The sequence below is a fragment of the Allobosea sp. RIT-PG3_2 genome (assembly GCF_057321085.1).
The window spans coordinates 233,721-258,862 of sequence record NZ_JBXWCA010000001.1 but is presented as its reverse complement, the minus strand read 5'-3'; the positions used below and the strand labels follow the sequence as shown (position 1 = coordinate 258,862).

The window sequence follows — 25,142 nt, the reverse complement described above, 5'->3', positions numbered from 1 at the left end:
CCCCAGGGCCGATATGGGCGCCTCCGATCCTGCGGAGCGGACTACCAAACTTCAGCTAGCCACCCAAACTTAGCCGTAGCAGAGCGCCTTAGGGAAGCCCTGCGCCATAAGCCGACATGCGGCCGCGGCCCAACAGCAGACTCAAGCTAGACTACCTAATGTCCCGGCTGCAGCACGTTCCGCTGGCGGACTTTTTCGGGAGCGGACGAAGCGTCGTTCACAGCGGGGACGCTCCGACCGCGAACTCGACGCCGGACGACGCTCTCGGTCGAGTCCGGATCAGGCATTGCCCTACCGATGCGCCAAATTTTTCAGCAACGGCGATTGGTACTGCTTCGCTTCCTCATCGACGCGCCGCCGTTTCGAGACGGCGAAATGTCTTCGTGACGGCCAATCCGGGTGCCATACGGGAAATTTGGTCGAGTGCGTCGGCAAGATCGTAGGGGACTACCGCCCCTTCCGAGAAGCCGATCGTCAAGTCCAGCAACCGGAGAAGTCCCTTAGCCTTCTCCTCGGTGTCGACGATGGCCAGTTTTCTTTGCTCCTCTTCGTCGCCGTACAGGCCGTATTCGAGCATCGACCAACACTCGAACGGCACGAGGAACGGCGCGATCGCCTCAACGGCCTCGGCAAACGCCTCGCCGGAGGTTGCCGGCAGGTCGGCCAGCGCCCTGCTAACGCCAGGCGTCGCGAGTGATCGCTCCTGCGGCCACACTTCGCGCAAGAAAGGCACCGCAGCGGAGCGAAAGAGAGTAGCAGCGGTTGCCTCATCCGCGGGCGCCTCCGCCTTCTCTTCGCGATCGGCTTCCCCGCCCGAATTTTTGGCGGACAGGTCGCGAACGAATTGCTGTATCACGTCGGCGGCCGACGCGCGGACCTCATCGTCCAGCATTCGCAATGTTTGCTGCAGTCGCGTGTTGGGCACCGCTGGAGGGCGGCCCTCGCGGAAGGCGTGAAGCGACTCGACGACCAGGCTGAACACCAACCTGCGCCGCGTTTCTCGGCCCAATCTACGATCCTTCGCCCGTTCGGCCATCGCCGGGCCAATGATCTTCAGGACCTCCGTGAAGTGGGTGTTCCTGGCAACGGCCCGCCAGAGCGCCGGCGCCGCGCCGTCGTCCTTGAACAGTGGACCGACAAGGTGTTCTTCCGTCCAGTCGCGATCGGCCTTCAGGAAATAGCGCAACCCCTCGATCATCCGGTGCCTGGCGATGAGGCCGCTGCGACCTTCTGCTTCGATCACGGTGTCGCGCATCTCCCTTTCCGTCGAGCGTGAAGCGAAGGCCTGCGTCTCGGGGGCCAGCTTCGGGCAAGCGGCGAGGAACACGCCAACGAGCTTACCGGCGGGCGTATTGAGCGTGTCCAGATCCATAGGTTCGTTGTCGTCGCGTGCCGTCGGCGAGGCGACGGTGAGTTCCTTCTGGTCTTCGCCCTCGGGAACGCGGTTCGTGGCTTCAACGGCAAGTGGCCAGAGCCGGCGCCAGATCGGCAGCGCCAAAGGCGAGCCCACGGCGCGCTTTCCCCAAGCGTCCAACCAAGCGCAGACGCCTTCTATTGCGGCATAAAGCGTCGACTTCGATAGTTTGTCCAAGAGCGCGAGTACACGGGCGGCCTCCGCGTTCAACTCCGCGTCCGGTGCCGCGCGTCCGTCCTGCTGACGTGCCCTGTGCGCCCAGCCGAACCGGTTCCAAACTCTTGGAAAGTCATCGCCGCCCTCCTTGGCGTCTTCGAGATCGGCCAGCACCTTCTCGGCGTTGCCCTCTTGATTTATCCAATCGTTCGCACGTTCGGCAGGATCGTCATTCCAACCGCCTCGACTTGCCGCCAAGGCCGTCTCCAGAGCTTGGAGCCGCGCCACACCTTCAAGATCGTTGTACCGACCATCGGGGTTCGCCGGTACGGATCTGGCGGTGGCCACTTCCGGAAATCCCTCGTCGATCGCCATTCGCTCCAGATCGGCGAATTGCGGCAACCAATCATCCAGCCATTCCTTCGGGCGAGGAGGCAAGACGCCGCCTGCAATCTCAATCCGCCTCAGCTCGCGAGCGGCCGAATACCGCCGGGCCTCTGCAACTCTTTCTCCTTCTGCCTTCCTCGGCCAGTGGTTGCGCGGCGGGCCCTTCCGTAGACGAGCTGCTATCTCCGCTTGCGATCGCGGACTTAGCTCAGGGAACCGAAGAGCGCGAAGCTCGGCGATCTCGGGGAAAGTATGCACATTCCAGAACAGCCGGTCGGCGAGTGAACTCATGAAGGATGCTACCGCCTCCACCGACACGAGCTGCGCGCTGCGGGCCATCGCAGTCCAAAGACGGATAAAGACCGTCGAATGATTCGCGTGCCAGCGGGCGACGAACGGCCGGGCCGCGTCTGGCTCGACGGTCGACAGCTTTTCCACGACCGCGTGTAAGAGCTTCACCGAGGGAGCGATGCCGTGATGGTAGGCGTCAGGCTCGCTGTCTTCGTTGTTCTCGCCGCCCCGTCTTGTCGGTTGGGTGTAGTAGACTCTGTTGAGCATGCCCAATCCGAGGAACGACCGCGTTTCGCCCCAACCCAGCCTGCGCGCGATGTCCAAGCCGTGGTTGACAGCCGCTTCGAGCGCATTGGCGAGGGATGTCAGGAAGGCGACGTCGTGCACTGCCGCCAGCTCGAGCACGTTCAGATCGACCAGACCGCCGCTTGTGAGGGCGGCCGATAGGACGTCCTCAACGGTCGTTGGCGTCCGCGGCCTCTTGACGTAGTCCCATCGCCACGCCTCGATCGGCTCGACTTTGAGGCGCGGCATGACCAGGTTCACAATTGCTGCGACCGCTGCGCCGGAGCGGTCTCCTGCGCGGAGCCTTCTCTGAACACCGTAAACAGCGATACTGTCGCGCTCGGCTAAGCCCGTGTTCGACCAGCTCTCGTCGATGAGACGCCAGGCCGTTGCCCAGGGTTCGGCAAGCTCCTGTGCGCCTGGCTCATTCAGCAAACCCTCCAGCACGATCCGTTCGATCCGCCGGTTCGCATCGAGCCGAAGCGCCCAATCCACGGTTTCCTGCTCCGCAAGTCGATTTTTAAGGAAGACAGTTGCCGCCCGGAACGTCTCGCGCTCCGTCGGATCGAGATATCTCCAGGGCCGTATCAAGATTGACGTCTCCGCTCTGGCTCGGCGCTGATCTTCAAGATCGCGTCGAGCCAGTCGATGCCGGCCCCGGCTTCAGAAACCAGAGAGGACATTCTTGCTCGTTCGCTCGCGGTGTCTCGGCGGAAGAAGTGGTCGAAAAGGTCGCGATCAACATCGCTCGCCGATCGCCGATCCGTTCTTACGATTCGTCGAAGGGCGGCGTCGACGAGCGCCTTCTTTCCGTTGATCGCAGACAAGGCCGCCCATCGCTCCAGAGTTGTCCGTAGCGGGCGATGATTGTCATTAGCGTCATACTGGATCGGCGTGATCCCTCGCCCTCTCCAGTCCTCGAGCGCCACGAGGTCGGACGTACTCGTAAAGGTGAAGCGTTCCTTTAGGTCGTCGAAGCGCTTGCCGTCCGCGGCGACTGCATTGAGCAGATAACGCATTGGAGCGTCGTTGGCGCTATAGCCCACAAGCACCAGGTGGTAGAGGCGCGCCGCGTCGTAGATGAAGTCCGGCACCACGCGCCGACGCAGATAGATTTCGCCAAAATCCTGATCCGAAAGAACGAGTTCCGATGTCCGGTCGGCGCTCCGGCCGAGTGCTCCATGGATGTGAAGCACTCCCGAGAAATCGGGCTGGCGCGACGGCCGTGGAATGGCCCCGAGCGAATAAGTTTGGACCGACGAGCGCGACCGCTGTGCTGCCAATTCAAGAAGAAGGTCAAAATTCGTCGTTACGATAGAACGAGCAGCCCCACGATCCGCCAGGACCATAAGCGCCTTGTGGATCGGGGCTGGGCTCGTGGAGCCTGAGCGCAGCATTGCCGCCACGGTTCGTCTGACCCGATTTCCGCCATGTGTCTGGTCGTCCAGCCGTCGCTCGAGCATGCCCAAGACGACATCGTAGTCGCCGATGATAAAGCGCCTCACTTCGGCCGTCTGACGATCGGTCAACTCACCGTTGGGGGATTGCCACTCATTGGAGGCGACTGGCGGGAGATTGGCCAGCACGGCGTGTGTTGGGGCGTCGAGTTCGCCGTAAACGTCGAGGACGAGTTGTCGGAAATCTGGAAGTCCCGCTGGCTTCGATATGCCAGCGCCGCAAATGAACAACACCTCACCGCGCGCATGGGCTAGCAGTAGGCGTTCAGGAATCGCGGCCAGCCCAGTGCCTAGCTGAATAACCCTGTCTTCGGGAGCAACGTCGGTAGCCATTAAAACTCAAAAAATAGAATGCAGAAGCACCATGCTCGCAATTCATAGGGTCGTTGCCAACGATCAAAATCGTCCGACGTTACTTGGGATTCCGTTCGACCCTCCAGGCGATTTGGACACGCGTGAAGATTGGATTGCCGGGAAGCGGATGTTCTGGACGTCGGCTAGGGGGCCAACTCCGGTTGCGCCGCGGGTCGACATCCGATCATGCGAAGGGGATTCCAAGGCTGGTCGACCCAGCGGCAGAAACCGCTGACCTAATCGCCTAAGATGCTGGAGGGCGCGTTTAACCGGCGTCGCGCCGCTTTACCAGACGATAGCGTCGTGATGTATCGGGATAACCGCTATTCTAGCCTACAAGAGGTAAGCCTTAGATCGCGAGATGCCGAATGGCAGGTGGAATGCCGGCAAGGCAGCTAGGCGGCCACTCCAGTTGTTTCTTTTCTCAGTCCTCGCACCGGGTCAGTTGCTCCCCGGTAGGCACGATGGTGAAGATGGCGCCGTCCTCACGATCGACGGGTGTGCCGTCATCGAGCGAGTAGAAAGTCTTGTCGAGGCCAGGATAACTTCGCCAGACAATGACCGTGTAATGGTTTTGATCTTCATCGCGGCATTTCACTCGAAAGAGTTCGCGCCTTTCTGGGTGCTCCTGCCCTTGCGGGAGGTTCATATGTTTGCTCCGTCAATTTTACGCCGCCATCGTCAAACACCTTGTCGGGGGCCCGGTTCCAGTTGGGACGCGTGATGGCGCTCCCAGCCGCTAAGCGGCAATCAAAAGCTGATCTGCCCAATCTTCGCCATTCATATGGATGACCCGGAACACCGGGCCTTGATGCAGCGTAAGAGGACTGCGGGGCGCCGACTCCTCCCAGGCCGGCGAACCAACTGCCGGCGCGCATCTCATCCCCGCGCGTCGGCAGCTTTTTTGTGCAGGACTAGCGGCTCCGGAGCCGACCCAGCGAAGCCCACTGGTGCACGGCTTACGCGGCATCTCGGCGGCTGGCTGACAAGCCCGAAATCACCACGCTGTCCTAGGATGTTGCCGACTCGCAACTTGACTCTCGATGGTTTGATGTTCCTCTTATGTTCTCAACAGAGGAGCGCTGCCTATGCATGCCCAGCCTGCGGTCGTTGGGCCGCCCATGCTCATTCCGGTCTATCTGAAGGCCGTTCGAGCGGGCTTCCCGTCGCCGGCTGATGACTACCTTGATCAGCCCATCGATCTGTCGCGAACGCTGATCAAGAATGCTCCCGCAACCTTCATCATGACCGTCGCGGGGGATAGCGCGATCGATGTCGGAATTTTTGATGGCAGCCTGATCACGGTCGATCGCAGCCTTTCCCCGCGTGACGGCGACGCTGTGGTTGTCGACGTAAACGGTGAGCGGTCGGTCAAGGTACTCCGCATCTCCGGGGGCCGGCAAAGCCTCGCTTTCGGCAATCGTCGGTATCCGGATTACGAGCCTGGGGCTGATGCCGAGATCGAGATTTTCGGCGTCGTCACCAATTCGGTGCGGCGCTTTCGGCGATGAAACGTTCGTTCGCCCTGATCGATGGAAACAGCTTCTATTGCTCGTGCGAAAGGGTGTTCGACCCGAAGCTGAAGCGACGCCCGGTTATCGTCCTGTCGAACAACGACGGCTGCGCGGTTGCTCGGACGGCCGAGGCCAAGGCGCTCGGCATCAAGATGGGCGCCCCGATGTTCTCGATCCGAGACCTCTGCAAACGCGAGGGCGTTATCGTCTTCTCGTCCAATTACACGCTTTACGGCGACATGAGCCGTCGCATGAACACGGTCTATCAGGGGTTCGCCCCCGATATCGAGATCTACTCGATTGACGAGAGTTTCCTGGATCTGACGGCGATTGCGCCAGAGCAGCGCGAGGAGTTGGGGCGCGATCTACGCTCGACAGTTTCACAGTGGACGGGCGTGCCGACCTGCGTCGGAATTGGTCCAACCAAGACGCTGGCGAAGCTCGCCAACAAGATTGCGAAGTCAACGCCCCAGCTCGGCGGCGTCTGCGACCTAACCAGCGACGAGGCCCGGCGCGAGTGGCTGCCGCTCGTGGAACTGGCGGATGTGTGGGGCATTGGTCGCGCCAGCCAGGGGAAGCTTGGCGCCTTCGGCTGCAAGACGGCCGCGGATGTAGCGGCGCTAGACCCAAAGCTCGCGAGGAAGACGCTCACGGTCGTGGGCGAACGCATCATCCACGAGCTTCGCGGCCTGCCCTGCATCGATTTGGAGGCCGTCGCGCCTACTCGGAAAGGCTGCGCGGTAACTCGATCCTTTGCCGGTCGGGTTGAAAGCCTGGAGATGATGCAAGAGGCAATCGCCGCGCACGCGACCCGGCTTGGCGAGAAGCTTAGGCATCATGGCCTCGCAACGGATCACGTCACGGTGTTCTTTCACACTTCGCCCTTCGACAAAGGTCCGGCGCGCTCGGTCTCAACCACCGTCGACTTCCCCGAGGCCAGCAACGATACTCTCGTCCTGGTTCGCGCTGCGAAATGGGGCGCGCGCCGCATCTGGGAGCCGGGCTATCGGTACTCCAAAGCCGGTTTGATGACGGTCGACCTCGTTGCGCCGGAGCACTCGCAGCGAGCCCTGATCAGTGCCCTTGATCGTGAGAAGAGCGGCAGGCTCATGCAGGCCTTGGACGCCTGCAACCGTCAGCATGGCCGTGGGTCAGTGTTCCCTGCCGCTACGGGAATCGCCCGCCAGCAGAAGGCTTGGGTGACCAAATTTGAGATGCGGTCGCCTCGCTACACGACCCGTATCAGCGAAGTACCTGTGATTGGAGAACGCGTGTCAGCGTGAGGAGTGAGGCTATGGACGAGTTCCGACTGACTAGCCCGGAGTGCCCCGTCGACATCCCGGCGAAGGCTTTAGAGGTGATCCGCCAGTCCCTCGCAGAAACCCGGGACACCGGGACGTGCGGTGGCGTCGGCTTCCACATATTGGCCGGCGCAACCGATGTGATGCGACAGCTTGAGGAACTTGCCGAGGAGTACGGTTGCCTCGTCGACGGTCCGTACGACAGCGACGAAGAAAACGGCGGTGGCTATTTTATATTCGAACGCCGTGAAGGGGCGTTCCGTCTTCCAACGAATAGGAGACGCCCGGAATCCTCGGATTGTTCTGCCAGACAATGACCGTATAGCGGTTGTCGTCGTCGTCCTGGCAAGTCTCTCGATAACGTTCGCGACGGGCCGCCGGGGCGGGGCATGCCATGTATCAAGCCAGCCGACCCCGAAACTTGCTTGAGATTCAGGCGGCGACGCGCCTGTCGGCGATGGACTCGATCAGCATCCGCGCATTGGCATCCCAGTCGAAGAGGCCTTTCGCCTCTTCGTAAGCTTGGCTTTGCCTCGTGTTCAGTCCGTCGATGTCGTCGATCTCGATGAGGATGCGGTCGGTGAGGCTGTTCATCCCGTCCTCCACGATGAAGGTATCTGATACGGCGGGGGGAAGCCCCTCGTAAGACCTTGACAGCGCGGCGACAGGGACGCGGTGAAAAACGTAGTCCTGCAACTTCAGTTTGAAACCGCCCCCGGTCGCCTCGATCATCAGCCCGATCCTCGCCTTTGCCATTTCCATGGCCACGTCGTCGACGAAGCCGCGGAACCTGGTCGCCTTCAGGCGGGGTTCCCAGTGATCTCGGAACCCCTCGTCGACGTCGCCGATGATGTCGATGGTTACGCCCGCGCGATGAAATTTGTCGTCGGCCGCCCGCAAGAAGGATGCCACATTCATCTGCTTGGCCGTCCAGCGCACCGATCCGAGCATGACGGCATGGCGCGGCGTCTCTTCGGTTATGACGCGCTCAGGAACGCGCGGCCCCGAATACCCAGGAGGTAGGATCAGATAGGATACGTTGTGTGATGTTTCGGCCTCGAACACTAGGCGATCAGCGTCCGTAAGACATACGATAAGATCGGAGTTCCGCACGACCTTGCGCTCCAGACGCGCGATCTTTTCTGCATTGCGCTTAAGGAGATAACCTCGTATCGGGTTACCTGTGAAGTCGTTCGCGATGTCGGATGACAGCCGGGCTTCGTGATTATGTGCGATGTAGAGTATTTTGCCCGAATGCGCCGATCGACGGACTTCATTGAAAGCCCAGCCTGAGGCGTAGTAGTCGAAGACGACGACGTCAAAGCGCCGCCTTTCCAAGAGGTCTCGAAGCGCCGCGACCACTGCCGGCGGAGATGAACGCGCAGAGACGAGCGGCAGTGGACTCAGAAGACTGCGCACAGTCCCGATTTCAGGTGTATCGATCGCGTGCCATTCGATGGACGTGGGTAAAGCTGTCGGGTCCACCCCCTCGGGCAGGATCGAACACGACGTTACATCGGCAATCCGGGCGGCCGCTTCCATCAGCCGATAAGAATAAACCCGATCTCCGGCGTCGAGAGGAAGAGGGACACGCCGACACAGCCAAAGGATAGAAAGCCTTTCGGATTTGCCCACAATGTTCCCTTCACCGCCCGTCACGTGCACGTCGCTGTGCGTTTTTCAAATGCAATATAGGGGCCGCTGGGGCAAGTCGCGTTTCGAGCATTGATTAACGCGAGCGATCGTCCGGTATGCCTTCTCATTCCTGGATTTGCAGTTTCCCAGCGCGCTAACGATAACGCAGGCTTACGATTGCCTACCGTTCCGCAACGTGCTGAATTCGCGTCCAATGAGCGGGACCTTTTACTCGAGGAAACTTACGTGAAGCGCTTCCGTTGGGGGATATTCGGTACCGGCGCCATTTCCGCAAAATTCGTATCGGGCCTCATTACTGCGAGGGGGGCGGGGCCAGAATTCGTCGCTTCGAGGTCAAGCGAATCCGCCAAAAGGTTCGCAGCGGAATTCGGCATCCCGCGAGCCATTGAAGGTTACACGAAGGCAGCTCAGCAGGGCGGGGTCGATGCGATCTACGTAGCGACGCCGCCTTCCGAACACGCCTCCCACGCGATCATGTGCATCGAGGCCGGAATTCCCGTGCTGGTCGAAAAGCCATTTGCAACAAGCGAAGCGGAAGCCTCAGAAATTGCCAGCGCGGCGAAGGCCCGGTCTGTTTTCGTTATGGAGGCGATGTGGACGCGTTTCCTGCCTGCCGCCGGCGCGCTGCGGGAGCAAATCCTGGAAGGGATTGTTGGCCAGCCGAGATTCGTCTCAGGGAGTTTCGGAACGTCCCAGGTTCCCGAGGAGGCCAACGGCATGTTCAATGCGGCGCTCGGCGGAGGTGCCACCTTCCATCTGGGTGCCTACCCGCTGTCGCTGGGCCAATGGCTATTCGGCTCGCCGGTCCACGTGACGGCGACCGGGACGGTCGGCCCGACCGGGGTCGACGAGGATGCCGCTTTCCAGTTGACCTATCCCGGCGGCGTGATCGGATCGTTCCATGTTAGCTTGCGCTCATGGGCGCCCGATGGATTTCATGTGCTCGGCGATCATGGGATGATTGCGGTGGAAGGTTCGATCGTTCGGCCGACGGGGCTCATCGTCACACGCGAAAAACCCCTTTCGTTCCGGGGCGCCACGTATGGCTGGAGGTCCCGGCTGAAGCAGCATCCCCTCGTTCATCTCGCCGCACAGATAGCCGGGCGCTCTAGCCGCGGCCGCGGGGCTCGTTCGAGCCACCGCTACGTCGGCAACGGCTATCACTACGAGGCGGACGAAGTCCGAAACTGCGTCGAAGCGGGATTGCTTGAAAGTCCGCACATGCCGCTGTCCGACAGCGTCGCGGTGATGCGAACCATCGAGACGATCCGATCCGATATCCATTCCTGTAAGTCGTCGATCAGGGGTGCCGCATGAAAATCGCGTTCGTCGGCTGCGGCTACGTCTTCGACATCTACATGCGCTCTCGCTGGGCCTACCCCGAAATCGAGATCGCCGGCGTCTTCGATATCGACACCGCGCGGATGGGAGTCGTCTCCGCGCATTATGGGTTCAGAGCCTTCTCGAGTTACGACGAAATCCTCGAAGATTCGAGCATCGACATCATCGTCAACCTGACGAGCATCCGATCTCATTACGAGGTGATCAAACGGGCGCTTACGGCGGGCAAGCACGTCTATTCAGAAAAGCCACTGACGACGGATCTTGAACTGTCCCGGGAACTGTTCGATCTGGCGAGATCGAAAGGACTGATCTTCACGGGCGCGCCGTGCAATCTGTATTCCGACGCCGTGATGACGATTTGGAAGGCTGTTAGGGACGGCGCCATAGGGAAGCCCGTCCTCGTCTATGCCGAGCTGGACGACAACCCGGCGCATCTGATGAAGCTCGAGACCGTGCAAAGTCCAACTGGAGCGCCGTTCCCCTATGCGGAGGAACTCCAAGAGGGCTGCACCGTCGAGCATGTTGGCTACCATCTGTCCTGGATATGCGCGATCTTCGGCCCGGCCACTTCCGTGTCGGCCTATGCCTCGCACCTCGTGGAGCGGAAAACCGACACGCCCCTAGACCCCAACGATACGCCCGATTTCTCCGTGGCCTGTCTGACCTTCGCCGACGGGGTCTCAGCGCGCATCACCTGCTCATGGGTCGCCCCGCGAGACCACTCGATGAGGATCATCGGCATCGAGGGGCAGATCAGCGCTGACAACGCCTTCCATGATCAGTCCCCGTTGAGGCTTGAGCGTTTCTCGCGGGTGAGCCTGGCCGGCCGCAAGTTCTATTCGGCGAGGGCCCAGCCCTTGATCGGGCGGCTGTTCGGAATCGGCGGGCGGGCGATGACGCTCGTGCGGCGCTGGAAGTCTCACGCGGTCGAGGCGGAGAGAGGTGTTGGCACGACTCTCAAGCATCGGCTCGTGAGCTGGCTGCGCCGCAAGGAGGTCTATGCCCAGGACAAGTTGCTCGGTATCGGGGAAATGATTCGGGCCATGGAGCAGGGTCAGCCCCAGCCGATGTCGCCGGACTACCTGCTGCACCTCAATGAACTCACCCTGCTCATCCACCATGCAGGCAAGGGGGGAGCGGCGGTCAAACCGACGACCAGCTTTGCTGCGATGCAACCGCTCGGTGACGAGGTCAAGCCGTCGCCGCAGTATCGCGAGAGCTACCGTCCGGCGCGATCGGAGGCCATTTTCGCAGGCGCCGTCGCGAGGATACACAAGAGCTAACTTTCAGTCGGCGACGTCCAGCCTACCGATGAACAGCCCTTCGCCATCGACGCCGTCGAGAACGCGCAGGACGAGGCCGTATTTGCGGCGCTGGGCGGCCAGTGCGGCGATCCTGGAATTCGCGATAATCATCTGGCGTTCCGCCCCGACCAGTTCCTGCTCGACGTCGGGTTCTCTTTCCGCAAAGGAAGCATCCATCGTTCCGAGAGCCGCCGCTGCCTGGTCCCTCGCCTGTTCGAAGCGACGGGACAGGCCGGAACTCTCCCTGTCTATGGCATCGATTACGTCCTTCACCTTCCGGCGAATGTCATGATGCCTGGTCTCGTCGGCTTTTCGGTCGCGTCCAGGCGCACGGAAGCGCATTAAAAGGCTCATTGCCATCTCCTGACGCAACGAATTCCCGAAGGGAACCAAGTCGTTAGCTGTGCGCAGAATGGCCGGCATGCGTCCGATCCGCAATGGTGGAATTGGGGTAACGGTTCGATCGGGTGCTCCGTTCACCATTAAGATTTTCTTAAGTTGCCGCTATGGGAGATCTCCCATAGATGGAAGAGGAGAGTTCAAGTTGCGCTTCTGATCCTGGGGTCGGGAGGGCGTTGCGAGAGGTATCGCCGCATGACGTTCCCGGATTTCCTCTCGGTCCTGTGGAAGCGTAAATATCTGATGCTGGTTTGCGTCGCGGTGGTGAATCTGGCGACTATTGCGGTGATCAAGTTCGTGCCCCCGCTCTTCGAAGCAACGGCCCTGATCCTCTTCAACGATTCTAGGGCGGCGCAGCTCGATGCATCCAGGACGCAGGGAGGGGCCAGTACGCGCCGGGAACAGGCCGTTCAGTCGGAAGTCATGATTGCTCAAAGCGAGGCCGTCATCGCGCGGGCCGTCGACATTTCGGATACCGTCGCCCATCTTCGCGTGACAAGGCCTCAGATCTTCCGCGATGACATCCCCTCAAATCGGCAGGCGGAACTCTTCGTGCTTGCCAATCTCAGGGTTCTGATCGAGCCGAACACCGACATCATCAAGCTCGCCTTCCGCGATCCCAATCCGGTTTATGCCGCCAAGGTCGCGAACGCGGTTGCCGCCGCCTTGCGCGAGCGGCACCTGTCGCTATCAACGAATCCGGAGACGACCGACTTTTTCCGAAATCAAGAGCGGCACTACGAGCGTGAATTGGGGGAAGCCGCCAGCAATCTAAGGAAGTACGAGGCCGAGAACAGCGTCTTCTCGGTCAAGGAAGAGCGGCGCCTCGCGCTTGAGCGCCGTGACGCCATCGCACGCGACCTGTCCGCCACGCGCGGCGGCATCCAGCGGGTCGACAGCGAGATCAACTCGATCAAGGTTCAGGTGGCGGCCCTGCGGAAGCGCATCAGCCTTCCTCCGGAGATTTTCGGCCCCACGAGCGCTGCGAGCACCACGCAGGACGATGCGGCGACGTCTTCCGCCCGCCAGCTCGGCCAGGATCCTTCGTTGCTGCACGTCAAGATCTATCAAGACACCGCCCAGAAGCTGGTCACGTCGAACGCGGAACTGGCGGGGATGCGCGCTCTGGAAGCCAGTCAAGTCGGGGAGATCAAGGCGATCGAGGAGCGTCTCCTGAAGCTGTCCAGAACGGACGAGGAGTATGGCAGCCTGAACCGGAAGGTGTCCGCCGCCGAGAGCTATCTCGAAATCCTGCGACGCAAGGGCGCGGAGGCCGATATCGACAATGCGTGGCGTTCCAATGACCGTCTCTCCAGTCTTCAGGTCGTGCAGCCCGCAGTTCAGCCTCTGCGACCAAGCTTTCCGCGCGCATCGCTGCTCTTGCCGCTGGGTGTCCTTGCCAGCCTGATGCTCGCTGTGCTGGCCGCACTGGCGGTCGAGATGGTGTGGAGACATCACCTGGCGAACCTGACCATCGTCGGCGATTTCAAGTACGACCAGACCTCGCACGCTCGCATCCCGGCGGGGTTGAGCTGAACCCGTGGGCGCTCCGGGGAGGTTTGATGGGATGGCGTTTGCTGCCGGACGTGAATTGGTGGTGATACCGCGTTCGAGAGAAAGACAGGCGACCGAGGCGGTGGTCCTCTTCGCCAAGGTGCAGATCGCTACTCTGGTCTTCCTTCAGAAGTTCGCGATCCCGGCCGGGGCCGGAGGCGAAATCCAGCTTGTGCTTCCCGTCTTCATCGTCGGCCTGATCCTGCTGTTGACCAGGGGGGCGGTGCTGGTGGATCTGCTGCGCCTGGTCGGCTTCCTGATCTTCTCGGTGCTCGCCATCGCGAGCCAGATGATGGCGTTCCAGTTCTCGATCACATCGCTAGGGATCGTCATAGTCCTTTACGCGACGATGGTTTTCCGGGCGAGGATCGACCGGGTCGCCTATCTTGAGATCATGCGGTTCTTCGTTGGCTGCGTCGCAGTCATGTCGATGCTCGCCATCTTTCAAGTCGCGACGCAATACACGGTCGGGATCGGCTTTTGGGTCAATCTGGATGCCCTCATGCCGAAGGCGATGCTGTTCTCGAACTACAACTACATGCAGCCTCTGTCCTACCTGTCGCCCTACTACAAACCGAACGCCGTGTTCATTCTCGAGGCCTCGTTCATTTCCCAGTTTTGCGGCATCGCATTGATCCTGGAGGCCCTGTTCTTCCGTCGCATCGTGGTGTGCGGTGTTATCGCCTCCGCGCTTTTGCTCTCGCTTTCGGGCACGGGATTGATGATCCTCGCCTTCTGCGCCCCACTCGTCGTCGCGCAGCTCTCGGGTCGCATGGCGGTCGCGGCGGCCTCGGTTGGATCGATCGGCATGGTCGTTGCTGGCTTGGTCGGATGGTTCGACACGATTGGGCGCAGGATGGATGAGTTCACATCGCAGGGAACGAGCGGATATGCCCGTTTCGCGGTGCCGATCAGTCTTTTCCTCCAGCAGCTCGGCGATCCAGCATTTCTACTCACCGGAAACGGGGCCGGGGCCACGGCGAAAGGCGATGCATATCTGCTGTTGCCGTTCGCCAAGCTTGTCTCGGAGTACGGCATCCTAACTTTCGTGGGGTTCTACACCTTCCTGCTCATCGCATTGTTCAGGGGGGCTGCGAACCTGACGATGGCCTTCACCATGTTCGTCTTCTTCAACATCGCGGGGAGTACGCTGGCCCTGCCCATGTGCGTCCTGCTCATCGTGCTCCTCTCAACCTTGTACGAAGTTCCCGAGCAGGATAGAGCCGTCGGCAAGATGACCTAGAGTTCGCATGCCATATGTCCGGATCGCCGTCCGCGTTCATCTAACTAATCTTGCCGACTCTCGCACCGATCGCTATGCGGCTCCATCTCGTCGATTCCGTCGCGAATTATCAGCCGCATGATGGAATGGTCCTGCTGGGCTTGTGCACTTGCGCTCGGATAACCGCCGCGGCCGTGGCGTATGGGGGCGTTGCTCTTGATCGCGATCCTGATCATCGAGACGGGCCAACTGCTTGCGCCCACCCGGCATGGGGGCGCTTCAGGATGTGATCGTGAAGGTGAGCGCCGCGGCATGGCCCTTCTGATCGTTCAGGGGATCCTGCATGCGAAGGCGCTGTGGACGGCGCGAAGCCGCAGCGGACGGCACCTGTTCTTTTTGCCCTCAGCCGACCGCTTCAACATGCAAGCCGCCATCGCCGTCGGCGGCCAACACGGTGACGTCACCGGGGCGGTTCAGCCGGGCAAGCGGGGTTCCCGTCTCATTCTCGACGACGACCGGAAAATCTCCCTTCGCCGTCACATCGCGTCTGATCCGGACGGTATCCCCCCGGCCGCGGAGGTGGTGCCTCTCGGTCATCCCTGGCGCCAGGAACGACGACACCCTGACACGACGCTCCGCGGTTAACGGACTGATGAAATTGACCGTCGCGTGTCCGAAGTGGCCGTAGGCTTCGAAATCCCTGTCCATAACGGGCAAGACCGCGCCGAGGACGGTCGACCGGGGTTGTCGGTAAGTGTAGCTCCCGAATGAGGAAATCGCCCCTAGGGACCCCGGGGTCGACGCGTCGATTTCGAGCTTCCCGGCGTCATAGCCGGGGCCTCCGACGTTCAGGTGGCGGATGGATACGGCAGGGCTGCCGACCCCGCTCTCGTCGACGTCCACCAGCCGCACCGGTTGCCCCATAACGGCTTCGGGATGATGACCCGGACCCGACCAGTGCAGCTCCGCATCGGCGACGTCGATGGTGCTGCCGTAGTCGGCAAAAAAGACCGAAGCCGATGAAGCTTCGTTCGCGACCAAATTATCCATCATCACCAATGACTGTATCGCGAGCTTGGAATTCGTCACGTGGAAGAGCCTGGGATTGGCTCCGGTGAGCACGCAACCCTCAATGCGCAGGCTGTTGAACGCGCCACTCCGCATGCCTTCGCAGAACATCAGCCTGTTGGCGACGACCCATTCGATGTTGAGCTGAGATATGCTGCCGCCGGCATGCATCTGGCTGTCGCTGGAAAAGTGGACGGCCGCTCCGGTGAGTTGCACCCGCTGCTTGAAACCGCCGCCACCCAGGTAGACGTTCTGCCAGCAATTCCCCGTCCCGAGGGAACTCGTGCGAAGTAGGTTGCGCTGCGCCGACATGATGCGGATGTTCGAAAGGATGTTCGAGAAGCTGAACTGCTTGTTCGCGGTGAAGAAGTGCAGTCCAACCATTCCCGGAAACATCTTGCCGTTTCCCGCAAGGTAGCTGTGTTCGATAATGTCCTCGAAGCGACATGCCCAGGTTCGCCCCAGCATCAGCGTGGAGGCGAATGGCTGATTGCTCTGGTCGGTCCCGTAGCCGACGGCAAAGCCCTTGTAGATCCGGCCGAAGGCCTGTCGGCGCTCGTCGTTTCCGACGTCACTGATCGTCAGGGCCGGATGGTTCCGGGCGAACTGAATCAGCCGCGTCCCTCTTTCGGGTGCGGGACCTGCGCCGATGAGGCCCGGGCAGTCGAAGGGAACTTGCAATCCTACGTTGACGCCTTCCTGGACGTCTGAGGCGTCGTATTCGAACCTGTCCGGCGACAGTTCGATGAAGCGCTTCTTGTCGAAGGCTTCAGCCATCTTCTTCGCGTTGAGCTTGCGTTGAGCCTCCACCGACGGGCCGGCGCCGAGCATCCCGACCTCGATGCCCGGATATCGTGCCAGATCGATGGATCCAGTGATGAACGCGGGAAGGGCCAGCGAGAGGTCGATGGACGGAGGTTTCGGGGGAGCCATGGGGTGCCTGTAGTCGGTGATTCGTCGAGGGTGTCGGGGTTCAGGGCAGTTTCGCGATGACGGGAACTCGGCCGCCGTCCCGCTCGACTGTTACCAATCTCGCGACCCCGTCTGCTCCGATGGCATGAACGAACCCGTATCCGGCGGGCAGCATCTCCGCGATGGTAACGGCGGCGGATACGGGACAGGTGGAGACCGTTAGGGAGGTCGCTCCCGCAAGCATTCCTCCTACGAAGACGCGTCGGGAAACCGTGAAGTTCGAGGGATCGTCCATCTCAGGCCGGATCCTTCGAAATGACGAAGCCAAGTCGTGCGCCAGCTGTAAGCCGCCTGATAGGGCCCTTGAGTGCCCGAGCGCAGGCCCATCCCCCGGCGATCAGATAAGGGAAGGCTCCGCCCGGCGCGATGCCGACGGCAAGGCCGAGGCAGGCCAGCCCTATCGAGAAGAAGCCCAAGCGTAACAGGTCGCGATCGAAGGCCTTGGCATCGCCTCCGGCACGATAGAACACGTATCGACCCCACATCTGCGAAATCTGCGCGAACAGCAGGATGGCGCCCGGCAGGGACGGCACCAGTAGTGTGAAGGGCAGACCGTATTTCAGGAACTGGAGCAGGGCGTAGGCGTAGGTCCGAAGCCTCGTCGGCAGCCCGTTGTAGAAAGAGAAGACGCCGCGCAGGACGATCAATGCACCGACCCATCCGATAGCCGAGGGCATGAATTGCTCGCCGCGAAGGATGCCACACATCCATCCGAGCCCGGTCCCGACCAGTCCGAGGCCCACGCCCGCCACCCAAGCACCGAACCCTATCGGGTAGTCGCGATAGCGTTCGACGTTGTCCGAAACCGTGGGCTTGGCTTCCTTCAGGGCAGCCTTCATGTCGTTTTCGAAATAGCCGACCTCGTAGATGCACATCACCGAAAGCATCAGTGGCGGCACGACGAGGCATGCACTCCAGAACGTCGACGGATTCAGGCTGGCCGCCGCGATCACGAGCAGGATGTCGACGAAAAGGAACTGATCCAGGGCATACGAGCGCGGATACTTCACCATCGTGGTGTAGCGCATCGGCAAATAGAGGTGCTCTACGGCCCTGAACCTGTCCCCGCGAGGTTCGATGAGGATTCCGCGACCGGCCTCGTCAAGGACGTCCTGGTCGTCGAGCGAGTCCGTCACGCACGTGCTCCGACGGATGGCGTCCTCCCCCAGCCGTGCTCTTGCGATCTCGAGCTTGCCTCGGGCGAAATAACCCGGCGTCGCGAACCCCGACGTCGCGACAAGGACAGCCTCCCGCCAGCGGCTGTCTCGGATCAGAGCTTGGATGATCCATCGCATTCCGAAGCTGACGATGGCGACTTTCGAGAGGTCCGTGTCCTCAAGTGCAGCCGCCACATCCCGGCTCTCGTAGCGGGAGAAGAGTGCCGGGGCCTCTCTACGCCAGAGAAACACGTTCCAGGGCGTCAGAAGGACGATTAGCAAGCAGCAGACATAATCACGCAGCCGATACCAATGCGGGATGCGAGTGAGCTTCCACGGTATCAGCTTTCTGATCACGAAATCGATGATCGCGACCAGAAGATTCGGTTTGCATCGCGAGATGAAAAGCTCCGTGCTGTTGCATGCGAGCAAGGTGTGATCGAAGTCGACGAGGACGAGTTCGCCGCCACCGTCGATTCGTTCTGGTATGGCTTGGCGCAGCATCATGCCTCGCTAGGGATGTTTCGGTTCGTAACGTTCCATCCCGCGCCGAACGCACCGAAGTGGAACGGATCGACATCGAATGGGTGGGTTAGCGGTTTCTTAGCGTTCGGCTTGCAGAAGATGTGCCGTTGTCTTTCACGGAACGATAAAATGGCGACTGCGGCTCTCGTGACGTTCGTCCTCGTGATCTGTATCGGCCTCGGGTTTTTGGCCCATCAACGCACCCGCTCGGGTAAGGGCGAGGTGGAAACGGTGCTGACCGCCTTGATCGGTGATCCGCGGTCGTTCTGAGAGGACGATCCAGTTTCTACGATGCGTGGGGGCCTGATGTGGTTCCGCCGCTTTCCGGTGTCGTGTCGCCCCCGGATGAGCCCCATCAGCCCGACGAGAAAGCCGCTCCCCCACGACAGGTGCATGACCGCCAGCGCGACCGGAACACCGAGCGCGCATGGGGTGCGGTAACGCATCAACGCCGAGAGCGTCGCGCCTCCCAGTAAAGCCACATAAGCGAGCAACGGCAACAGCAACCAGGGCGAGATCAGCATCGCGGCGGGCAGGCACGCGGCCAGGTACAGCGTCAACACGACCGGAATTGTCTGCCGCGCCTTGGGAATGGCGCGGTGCTTCATGACTGTGCGCAGCCGACCAACGCCGTACCGGAAATATTGCCGCGCCAAGGCTTTCGGGGTTTCCCGCGGGAAGTATCTGACATCCGCTTCCGCGCAGAGCCAGATGCTCCCCTGCGCCTTGACCAGTCGGTGATCGAATTCGCCATCCTCGTTGGCTGCGAAACTCTCGTCGTAGCCTCCGAAGGCGAGAAAAGTCGTGCGTCGGATCGCGGCGTGATGCCCGTGATCCACGTACCGTGAGCCATTTCCCATCCGGTGGGACGACCCGCCGGTTCCGGAGGCGCTGTTCGATACGAAGGCGACTGCACGCTGGAAGCAGCCCGATCCCTCGGTCCGCATGCGGACGACGACGCTGTCGACATCGAGACGCCTCATCTCGGAGAGAATGGCCTCGACAAAATCATCTCCGTAGTCCGCGTGCGCGTCCATCCGCACGAGAACCTCCGACGCCGAGTCGGACGCCAATGCCGCCAGGTTGACCCCGACCGATTGGATACGGCAAGGATTGTCGATTAGGCGAACGCGGCGGTCACGTTCCTCGTATTCGTGGACGATGTCGCGGGTCCCGTCCGTGCTGCCGCCGTCCGCGACCATGATCTCACGAACCGTCGGGGGAGCATGTCGCAGCAATTGATCGAGCAACCCGCCGATATGACGGCTTTCGTTCAATGTGGGAATAATGATCGTGGCCGTGGGCAAGGCATGCGCCTCGTCGCTTCCGGTCAACGACTTCGGAGGTGGTCGCCTTGTGATGGCCATTCTGTGCCCTCAGAGTTAACCCGTCCTTAACCGCGATCCGGCACAAGGATGGAGCGATGCGTTTGCGAAGATCCGACCTGTCCGGACTATTCGGGCGTTTCCGCGACCGGAAGCGAGCAAGCGGCTTGTCCGAGAAAGGCAGAAGTCCGATGCGCGGCCTGATGATCGGTTACCCGTTGTCTATTAGCATCTGGGCCGCGCTGTGCTGGGCGATCTGGCGCGCCTTCTTCCACTGATCCTTTAGTAAGCTCCGTCACCCGAGATGACGGCCCTGAACGTCCTAGCGACGATCTTCATGTCACCGGACATGGATTGGTTTATCACGTAGTCGACGTCGTAGCGGACCCGCATGTCGTAGGTCGTTTGCTCCGTCCGGTTCACCTGCCACTGCCCCGTCAGACCCGGCCTTGCCCGCTTGTAGATCTCGGCGGCAGCCCCGTAGCGATCCAACTCCGCCTCTGTGACCGGGCGCGGGCCGACAAGGCTCATCTCGCCCTTCAGGACGTTGAGGAGCTGAGGAAGTTCGTCGAGGCTGCTTCGCCTCAACAGTCGGCCGAACCGAGAGATGCGAGGATCGTTCTTGAGTTTCCGCGTCTCCGCCCATTCACGGGCGGCTTCCGGGTCTTGGTCGAGCAGTTCTTTCAGGATGTCCGCGGAATTCACGGCCATGGTCCTGAATTTGTGGCAGCCGAACTGCGCTCCATCGCGTCCGACACGGCGATGACTGTATAACGCGGGGCCGCCCTCGGATATCTTCAAGACGAGGTAGATGATGATCATCAAGGGGGCCAGGATGATCAGCGAACCGATGGCGACCGCGATGTCGAATACTCGCTTTGATTTGCCTCCGACCGGTCCGTCGGTGCGACTTTCCTCTGCCGGGACGAGGCCTATCACCCCTGACTCCGGAGGCGTGGAACTGTGGCTCACGAATTGACTCCCAACTACCCCGTGCTCAGAGGCCTTCCTTAGAAGGCTCCTAAAATTTCGATCGCCGCATTAACGGTTGCTTAACTCACGTAAAAAGAGTGCGCAATCTGGTCTGCCCAGGAAAGTTAATGTCCGGGAGGCTTCGAGGGGATTATCTTGGCGCGACCCCGGAATTACCAGGCATCGTTTGGTAAGCCGACGGCCTGTGCCGGAGCCGAACTAGATTAAATTGTGAGCACGCCTACCGTTGCCACATCGATGGACGCCGTCTCGACCGAGCCTAAAGCCCATTTTTTAAGCAGTCCGGACCCGCGTCCTGCTGCGCGACCAGACTTTAGGTCGTAACAACGAGCCACGGTTCATTTTGATGCCCCGCCCCTTCGTGACTACTCCGAAATTGCGGGGATAAAGTTCAGGACCAAGGAGATCGCCCTCGAGCGAAGGAGACGAGCATCCGGCGTACTCGTCCGTCTAGCGCGAGAAGGCTCATGGCATAGACCGCGGCGCCAAGCGGGACCAGCAGGGAAAGCCGAGCGCCGGGAGTGACAAATCCGGGAATGAAGCCCTCCAGGGCGTAGAGACCGGCGCACATCATCACACTGGCCAGAAGGGCGGGAAGAGTGTCAGCAAACTGGGCCCGGGCGTCGGGACCGATTTCCCTGCGCACGTATACGGTGTTCAGAGTGAGGAACGGGACCGTCCGCAATGCCCATCCGATAGCGGCCGGGACCAGGCCGAAAAGGGCGCCGAGGGCTACCCCCGCGAGCGAAAGGACGCTTCCGAGAACGTGGGTCCTGAAGACCAGTCCGGGTTTTCCGATCGAGATCAGGGCGATCTCCCCAACCTGTCGCAGTACGATGGCGACGGTGCCGAGACAGACGATCCGCATGATGCGGGTGGCTTCGAGCCACTGGTCGCCGATGAAGAGGCCGATGACCTCTGGTGCGCAATAGGCGAGACCCACGAAGACGGGCACGAACAGTGCCGCCATCGCATGGGTTCCGAGCCGGAGATAATCGGCGATCGCCGAACGATCGGACTGCTTCCTGGAAAACAGGGGCAGAGTGGTTTGACCGACCGTGGTGGCGAACACGACCAGGATGGGTTCGACGAAGCGGAAGCCGACGCCCCACAGGCCGGCTGCCAGCGGACCTAGAGCGCCGCCGACGATGAGCGTTATCACTCGGGTGCTCGCGGAAAGAAGGAACTGGGTGCCCGCCGTCGGCCCCGCGAAGGCGAGGAACGGCTTGAGCCGCTGCCAGTGCACCGCCCCGATCGGTAGGCCCGTCCTGACCACCAGAAAGAGCGCGGAAAAGAAGGCAGTGACAAGAATATGGCCGATGACCGCCCATACGCCGTAGCCGAGAACCGCCATCCAGGTTCCGACGATCAAGCCCAGCGTCCGAGCACAGACCGTGCGGATCGCGAGGGAACGGAACTGCATTTCCCTGCGGGCGAGGGCGCTGACGATCGCGGACATACCGCAACAGACGAGGCCAAGTCCCAGTATCGGGAGATAGAGGGCAAGGGACGGAACGGAGAGGAGCCAAGCCAACGACGGGGCAAGCAGCCACAATGTCAGTGCCAGGAAGGCGCTCCAGCCGAGACAGAAGGTCGTAGCGGTGGTGACGTCCCGATGGTCGAGACCTTCCTTCTGAACGATAGCGTCGTGGAACAGGGAGTCGATCAAAGGTTGGAGCATCTGGTAGATGCTCAGAACCAGCATGGCGATACCAAACTCGACCGGCGGAAGCAGTCGCGCCGATATGACAAAAAAGGCGAAAGCCAGGAAGGCGGCGCTAAAGCTGTCGAGGGCCGCCCATGCCCCTGACCGAACGAGACGTTTCAGCAAGTGGATGAAACCCCTCCGACTCCAGCGCGCTCCTTACGACGCGCGAGCCGGCCCAAGCAAGGACCATTCCCAGATAGCCTAGCCGAAGGTCAACAGGCGTTTCCACGTTAATCCGGTCGGACCGTAGGTGCGTGTGGTCGGCCCGCTGCTTCTGGAACTCCAACAGGCCGTTCAGCCGCATGCGGAAGCCAGCTTCTCCTCTGCGCGAACCGTCATTGAACGGCAGCTTTTACCGAGCTGATGCCCTTTACTGCAAAGGCCGACCACGCTCACCTGATGAGCGGGATGAAGACCATCGCGCCAACCACGATCACGATGGCTGTCCGGATTAAAAGGCGGTTGACCCGCGCCATCTCCGCCTCGGTCGATTTTGAGGTCTCATGTCGGGACTCATTGCCAGCATTCAGTTTGCGCCCGGTTTCAAACCGGACCCGACCCCTCGTTCAGATCAAGAGGGCCGCTGGTCGACCGGCACGGGATCGAGAGTCAATCTCGGTTAGACGTCTGCACGCAGCTTGACGAAACCGTGCGCTGTGACGGAACGGCACACATCCTGCCCAGCGCGCTGAGCGCGACGGCCGTCGATAGTCAGGTCAGCAACGCGACTGTGTAACAGCCAGTTATGTGGGTCGCCGACGCGATCGACCGTCTTGTCGCTCATGACGAATTCGATGGATCATCCTCGGACTGATGGCCGCTTTTATGGATGACAGGCATGACACGCGCTCAAGGATGGCGCGCGGACTATAAATCATCGCTGTTTCACGATGGGGAAAACCGGAACCTTTATTTCGCCGGGCACCTGCGCTGCCAGCGAGAGCAGTTGCATGCCAATTTGCATGCTCGGCGCTCTCCGATCTCCCCGGGCCAGCATGGTCACATAGCTCGGCGAAATCCTGACGCGCCGGGCTATTTCGGAACGATTGAGCCCGGCCGTTTCGAGGCCGGCAATGATAGCAGCGAAATCAAAGGGCTGAGCCATCGCCCAGTATATCGCAAGGCCGGCCCGGAAAATACCGTCCCATGGACGCGAGACGCCACCGGCCCTTTGGGCCGGGGGGCTTTTGCGGTCCGGTGGCGTTCGACCGCGTCCCAGCGGTGGGTCGAGGCTACGCCTGCCATCGTGTATCGTCCACTAATTGTGGAGCGAGATCCTGACTATAAAATTCTAGGAAGCCGACGGCGCTGCCCCCGGGGACTAGCCGGTCGGGCGATGGCGCCGGGATTCGGAATCGGCCTCGGCCATTGTGATGGCGTCGTGCTCGATCGAGGCCGCAAGGAGGCAGTAGTCGTCGAAGCTGAACATCGCGCAGTGTTCGTCCTGGGACATCGCCTCCCAGACAAGATCGTACTCCTCGCAGACACCGCGAAAACGTCGGTCCTCCATTCGCGCGAAGCGGTCGCGGAACTCCGGGAACCTCATCTGCAGTCGGGCTAGCCCACGATCTTCAGCCGACATCGGACGCCCCCATGAACCACGGAAGACATAAGCGAGGAAGGCATAGGCAAGAGTGGAAGGTGGGAACGAGCAGCATTCCCTTGGGACAGGCTGACACAGCCTCGACAAACGGCAAATGTAATTCAACGCGCTCACCATTGCTTTAGCGGCGCGATGTGGGGGGATCCTTAAAGCGGACTTGCCCCATTCGCAGAAACTCGCAACCGGGGTTTCTTCCAAGGGCGTCCCACCAGACTGACACACAACCTCTCAGTTGTTCGATCTTCGCGGTACGGCCGGCCTGTAGACCTGGCCGTCGAGCAGCAGCGCCAGGGGATCATTGTCGACGTTCTCGGGCGCGCTGATCCGGGCGCGCGCGACCGGGCTCAAGCCAAGTGCCTCGCCGGCCAGATGCATCTCCTTTGCTGCGAGACTTTGAATCCGGACTAGCGGCGACATCGCCAACTGGCCGGTCGAGCCTCTGCTGAACATCGTCAACGCCCCGATCTTGCGCTGGCATTCGCGGAACCTCGCCCACGCGACGCACATCCTTTCGACCGCCTGACTGTCGGCCAAAGTCAGCAGGCCGGGCGGCATACCGGCCTCGATCTGTTTCCACAAGCCCCGCTGCTCGTCGTCGAGATAAGCGGGCACCAGTGGCCGGCCATAGCTCTCGACGCTGTTCGGGATAGGTCGATGCCCGCGCCGGCCCTCTAACTCGCGGATGCGACGCGGCTTCGGCGGGCGTCCTGCTGGCATCGGCCGTGCTCCGAACGTGGCAAGTATCTGCGCCGAGAGAATGGACACAATCTCGATTATTGTACTTCAAAATTCGTTGAATTTCGGGCGAGCGCGAGCGATTGACTACGGGTCGGTTCCCGGAGGCCCCGGCCGGGCTTGCAGACCTCCCCCCCGGCCTCGATTCCCCCGGTCGGATCAGTTCAGGCTGGTGTCGGTCGGTGGCGTGCCGCCATAGCGACGCGCGAGATCGGGGTCGTCGGCGAGAGCGAGGTAGAGCTTGCCCCTCTGCCTCAGCTCGTCAGCGAGCGCACGAATCTCCTCAGGTGTCAGCTCACGAGTCGGAACCGTGACCCGCTTGCCGTCCCGCACGACTGAATAGCTCTCGCGCACATGCTTGTATTCGTCCATGACGTTGCTCCCGTTTGGCTGGCCTGGCCGGGCCGGTTCGGTGGGT

Annotated in this window: 21 protein-coding genes; 7 read left to right on the top strand and 14 right to left on the bottom strand. The window is 61.2% G+C overall.

Annotation, left to right across the window (positions count from 1 at the left end; translation table 11 throughout):
- Positions 1-343: 343 nt before the first annotated feature.
- The 3 genes from AC2FAN_RS01175 to AC2FAN_RS01165 form a co-directional block, all read right to left on the bottom strand.
- Positions 344-3,124, bottom strand: coding sequence for a hypothetical protein (locus tag AC2FAN_RS01175; protein ID WP_485172424.1), 2,781 nt, complete (start codon positions 3,122-3,124; stop codon positions 344-346).
- Complete coding sequence (locus AC2FAN_RS01170) at positions 3,121-4,323, bottom strand: SIR2 family protein (protein WP_485172423.1); 1,203 nt, start codon at positions 4,321-4,323, stop codon at positions 3,121-3,123. The genes AC2FAN_RS01175 and AC2FAN_RS01170 overlap by 4 nt, the downstream gene beginning before the upstream one ends.
- A gap of 445 nt (positions 4,324-4,768) precedes the next feature.
- Entirely contained in the window at positions 4,769-4,993 is a 225-nt protein-coding gene (locus tag AC2FAN_RS01165) for a hypothetical protein (RefSeq protein ID WP_485172422.1), read from the bottom strand.
- 439 nt (positions 4,994-5,432) lie between these two features.
- On the opposite strand from AC2FAN_RS01165, the gene AC2FAN_RS01160 reads away from it, so the two are divergent.
- From AC2FAN_RS01160 to AC2FAN_RS01150, 3 genes are read left to right on the top strand one after another with little or no spacing between them, the layout of a single operon-like run.
- Complete coding sequence (locus AC2FAN_RS01160; RefSeq protein ID WP_485172421.1) at positions 5,433-5,855, top strand: LexA family protein; 423 nt, start codon at positions 5,433-5,435, stop codon at positions 5,853-5,855.
- Positions 5,852-7,141 (top strand): Y-family DNA polymerase, encoded by a 1,290-nt coding sequence (locus AC2FAN_RS01155; protein WP_485172420.1) that lies wholly within the window; start codon positions 5,852-5,854, stop codon positions 7,139-7,141. The genes AC2FAN_RS01160 and AC2FAN_RS01155 overlap by 4 nt, the downstream gene beginning before the upstream one ends.
- Positions 7,142-7,152: 11 nt before the next feature.
- A complete protein-coding gene (locus tag AC2FAN_RS01150; protein ID WP_485172419.1) occupies positions 7,153-7,476 on the top strand; it encodes a hypothetical protein in 324 nt (107 codons plus the stop codon).
- A gap of 115 nt (positions 7,477-7,591) precedes the next feature.
- Here AC2FAN_RS01150 and AC2FAN_RS01145 read toward each other — a convergent pair whose 3' ends face one another.
- Positions 7,592-8,818 (bottom strand): glycosyltransferase, encoded by a 1,227-nt coding sequence (locus tag AC2FAN_RS01145; RefSeq protein WP_485172418.1) that lies wholly within the window; start codon positions 8,816-8,818, stop codon positions 7,592-7,594.
- Between the two features lie 222 nt (positions 8,819-9,040).
- Here AC2FAN_RS01145 and AC2FAN_RS01140 point away from each other — a divergent pair, with 222 nt between their 5' ends.
- Complete coding sequence (locus AC2FAN_RS01140; RefSeq protein ID WP_485172417.1) at positions 9,041-10,132, top strand: Gfo/Idh/MocA family protein; 1,092 nt, start codon at positions 9,041-9,043, stop codon at positions 10,130-10,132.
- Positions 10,129-11,442 (top strand): Gfo/Idh/MocA family protein, encoded by a 1,314-nt coding sequence (locus AC2FAN_RS01135; protein WP_485172416.1) that lies wholly within the window; start codon positions 10,129-10,131, stop codon positions 11,440-11,442. Before AC2FAN_RS01140 ends, AC2FAN_RS01135 begins: the two co-directional genes overlap by 4 nt.
- A 3-nt stretch (positions 11,443-11,445) precedes the next feature.
- Here the strand turns inward: AC2FAN_RS01135 and AC2FAN_RS01130 are convergent, their stop codons facing one another.
- A complete protein-coding gene (locus tag AC2FAN_RS01130) occupies positions 11,446-11,886 on the bottom strand; it encodes a hypothetical protein (RefSeq protein ID WP_485172415.1) in 441 nt (146 codons plus the stop codon).
- Positions 11,887-12,057: 171 nt separating this feature from the next.
- On the opposite strand from AC2FAN_RS01130, the gene AC2FAN_RS01125 reads away from it, so the two are divergent.
- The gene (locus AC2FAN_RS01125) at positions 12,058-13,398 is read left to right on the top strand and encodes a GumC family protein (protein WP_485172414.1); all 1,341 of its coding nucleotides are present in this window, start codon (positions 12,058-12,060) and stop codon (positions 13,396-13,398) included.
- Positions 13,399-13,429: 31 nt separating this feature from the next.
- Positions 13,430-14,659 carry a hypothetical protein gene (locus AC2FAN_RS01120; protein ID WP_485172413.1) on the top strand — a complete coding sequence of 410 codons (1,230 nt, stop codon included), beginning with the start codon at positions 13,430-13,432 and terminating at the stop codon, positions 14,657-14,659.
- Between the two features lie 381 nt (positions 14,660-15,040).
- On the opposite strand, the gene AC2FAN_RS01115 is transcribed toward AC2FAN_RS01120, so the two are convergent.
- The 9 genes from AC2FAN_RS01115 to AC2FAN_RS01075 all read right to left on the bottom strand — a co-directional run bounded on the left by AC2FAN_RS01115 (position 15,041) and on the right by AC2FAN_RS01075 (position 25,096).
- Positions 15,041-16,639 carry a hypothetical protein gene (locus tag AC2FAN_RS01115; RefSeq protein WP_485172412.1) on the bottom strand — a complete coding sequence of 533 codons (1,599 nt, stop codon included), beginning with the start codon at positions 16,637-16,639 and terminating at the stop codon, positions 15,041-15,043.
- Between the two features lie 275 nt (positions 16,640-16,914).
- Positions 16,915-18,339 carry a hypothetical protein gene (locus AC2FAN_RS01110; RefSeq protein ID WP_485172411.1) on the bottom strand — a complete coding sequence of 475 codons (1,425 nt, stop codon included), beginning with the start codon at positions 18,337-18,339 and terminating at the stop codon, positions 16,915-16,917.
- Between the two features lie 215 nt (positions 18,340-18,554).
- Positions 18,555-19,667 (bottom strand): glycosyltransferase family 2 protein, encoded by a 1,113-nt coding sequence (locus AC2FAN_RS01105; protein ID WP_485172410.1) that lies wholly within the window; start codon positions 19,665-19,667, stop codon positions 18,555-18,557.
- A 300-nt stretch (positions 19,668-19,967) separates the two neighbouring features.
- Positions 19,968-20,657 (bottom strand): sugar transferase, encoded by a 690-nt coding sequence (locus AC2FAN_RS01100; RefSeq protein WP_485172409.1) that lies wholly within the window; start codon positions 20,655-20,657, stop codon positions 19,968-19,970.
- 412 nt (positions 20,658-21,069) lie between these two features.
- Positions 21,070-22,509, bottom strand: a complete 1,440-nt coding sequence (locus AC2FAN_RS01095; protein ID WP_485172408.1) for an oligosaccharide flippase family protein — start codon at positions 22,507-22,509, stop codon at positions 21,070-21,072.
- A 751-nt stretch (positions 22,510-23,260) separates the two neighbouring features.
- Positions 23,261-23,491 (bottom strand): helix-turn-helix domain-containing protein, encoded by a 231-nt coding sequence (locus AC2FAN_RS01090; protein ID WP_485172407.1) that lies wholly within the window; start codon positions 23,489-23,491, stop codon positions 23,261-23,263.
- Between the two features lie 216 nt (positions 23,492-23,707).
- On the bottom strand, positions 23,708-23,839 hold the full coding sequence (locus AC2FAN_RS01085; RefSeq protein WP_476807893.1) for a hypothetical protein: 132 nt from the start codon (positions 23,837-23,839) through the stop codon (positions 23,708-23,710).
- Positions 23,840-24,217: 378 nt separating this feature from the next.
- The gene (locus AC2FAN_RS01080; RefSeq protein WP_485172406.1) at positions 24,218-24,601 is read right to left on the bottom strand and encodes a phage terminase small subunit P27 family; all 384 of its coding nucleotides are present in this window, start codon (positions 24,599-24,601) and stop codon (positions 24,218-24,220) included.
- A gap of 282 nt (positions 24,602-24,883) precedes the next feature.
- Complete coding sequence (locus tag AC2FAN_RS01075) at positions 24,884-25,096, bottom strand: hypothetical protein (RefSeq protein WP_485172405.1); 213 nt, start codon at positions 25,094-25,096, stop codon at positions 24,884-24,886.
- Positions 25,097-25,142: the final 46 nt, after the last annotated feature.

Excerpts from the sequence above, each read along its gene's own strand:
- AC2FAN_RS01160 (WP_485172421.1), top strand. The coding sequence starts at position 5,433 with ATGCATGCCCAGCCTGCGGTCGTTGGGCCGCCCATGCTCATTCCGGTC.
- AC2FAN_RS01090 (WP_485172407.1), bottom strand. The coding sequence starts at position 23,491 with ATGGCTCAGCCCTTTGATTTCGCTGCTATCATTGCCGGCCTCGAAACG.
- AC2FAN_RS01115 (WP_485172412.1), bottom strand. The coding sequence starts at position 16,639 with ATGGCTCCCCCGAAACCTCCGTCCATCGACCTCTCGCTGGCCCTTCCC.
- AC2FAN_RS01135 (WP_485172416.1), top strand. The coding sequence starts at position 10,129 with ATGAAAATCGCGTTCGTCGGCTGCGGCTACGTCTTCGACATCTACATG.
- AC2FAN_RS01150 (WP_485172419.1), top strand. The coding sequence starts at position 7,153 with ATGGACGAGTTCCGACTGACTAGCCCGGAGTGCCCCGTCGACATCCCG.
- AC2FAN_RS01130 (WP_485172415.1), bottom strand. The coding sequence starts at position 11,886 with ATGCCGGCCATTCTGCGCACAGCTAACGACTTGGTTCCCTTCGGGAAT.
- AC2FAN_RS01125 (WP_485172414.1), top strand. The coding sequence starts at position 12,058 with ATGACGTTCCCGGATTTCCTCTCGGTCCTGTGGAAGCGTAAATATCTG.
- AC2FAN_RS01110 (WP_485172411.1), bottom strand. The coding sequence starts at position 18,339 with ATGCTGCGCCAAGCCATACCAGAACGAATCGACGGTGGCGGCGAACTC.
- AC2FAN_RS01085 (WP_476807893.1), bottom strand. The coding sequence starts at position 23,839 with ATGTCCCAGGACGAACACTGCGCGATGTTCAGCTTCGACGACTACTGC.
- AC2FAN_RS01170 (WP_485172423.1), bottom strand. The coding sequence starts at position 4,323 with ATGGCTACCGACGTTGCTCCCGAAGACAGGGTTATTCAGCTAGGCACT.
- AC2FAN_RS01120 (WP_485172413.1), top strand. The coding sequence starts at position 13,430 with ATGGCGTTTGCTGCCGGACGTGAATTGGTGGTGATACCGCGTTCGAGA.
- AC2FAN_RS01165 (WP_485172422.1), bottom strand. The coding sequence starts at position 4,993 with ATGAACCTCCCGCAAGGGCAGGAGCACCCAGAAAGGCGCGAACTCTTT.
- AC2FAN_RS01075 (WP_485172405.1), bottom strand. The coding sequence starts at position 25,096 with ATGGACGAATACAAGCATGTGCGCGAGAGCTATTCAGTCGTGCGGGAC.
- AC2FAN_RS01155 (WP_485172420.1), top strand. The coding sequence starts at position 5,852 with ATGAAACGTTCGTTCGCCCTGATCGATGGAAACAGCTTCTATTGCTCG.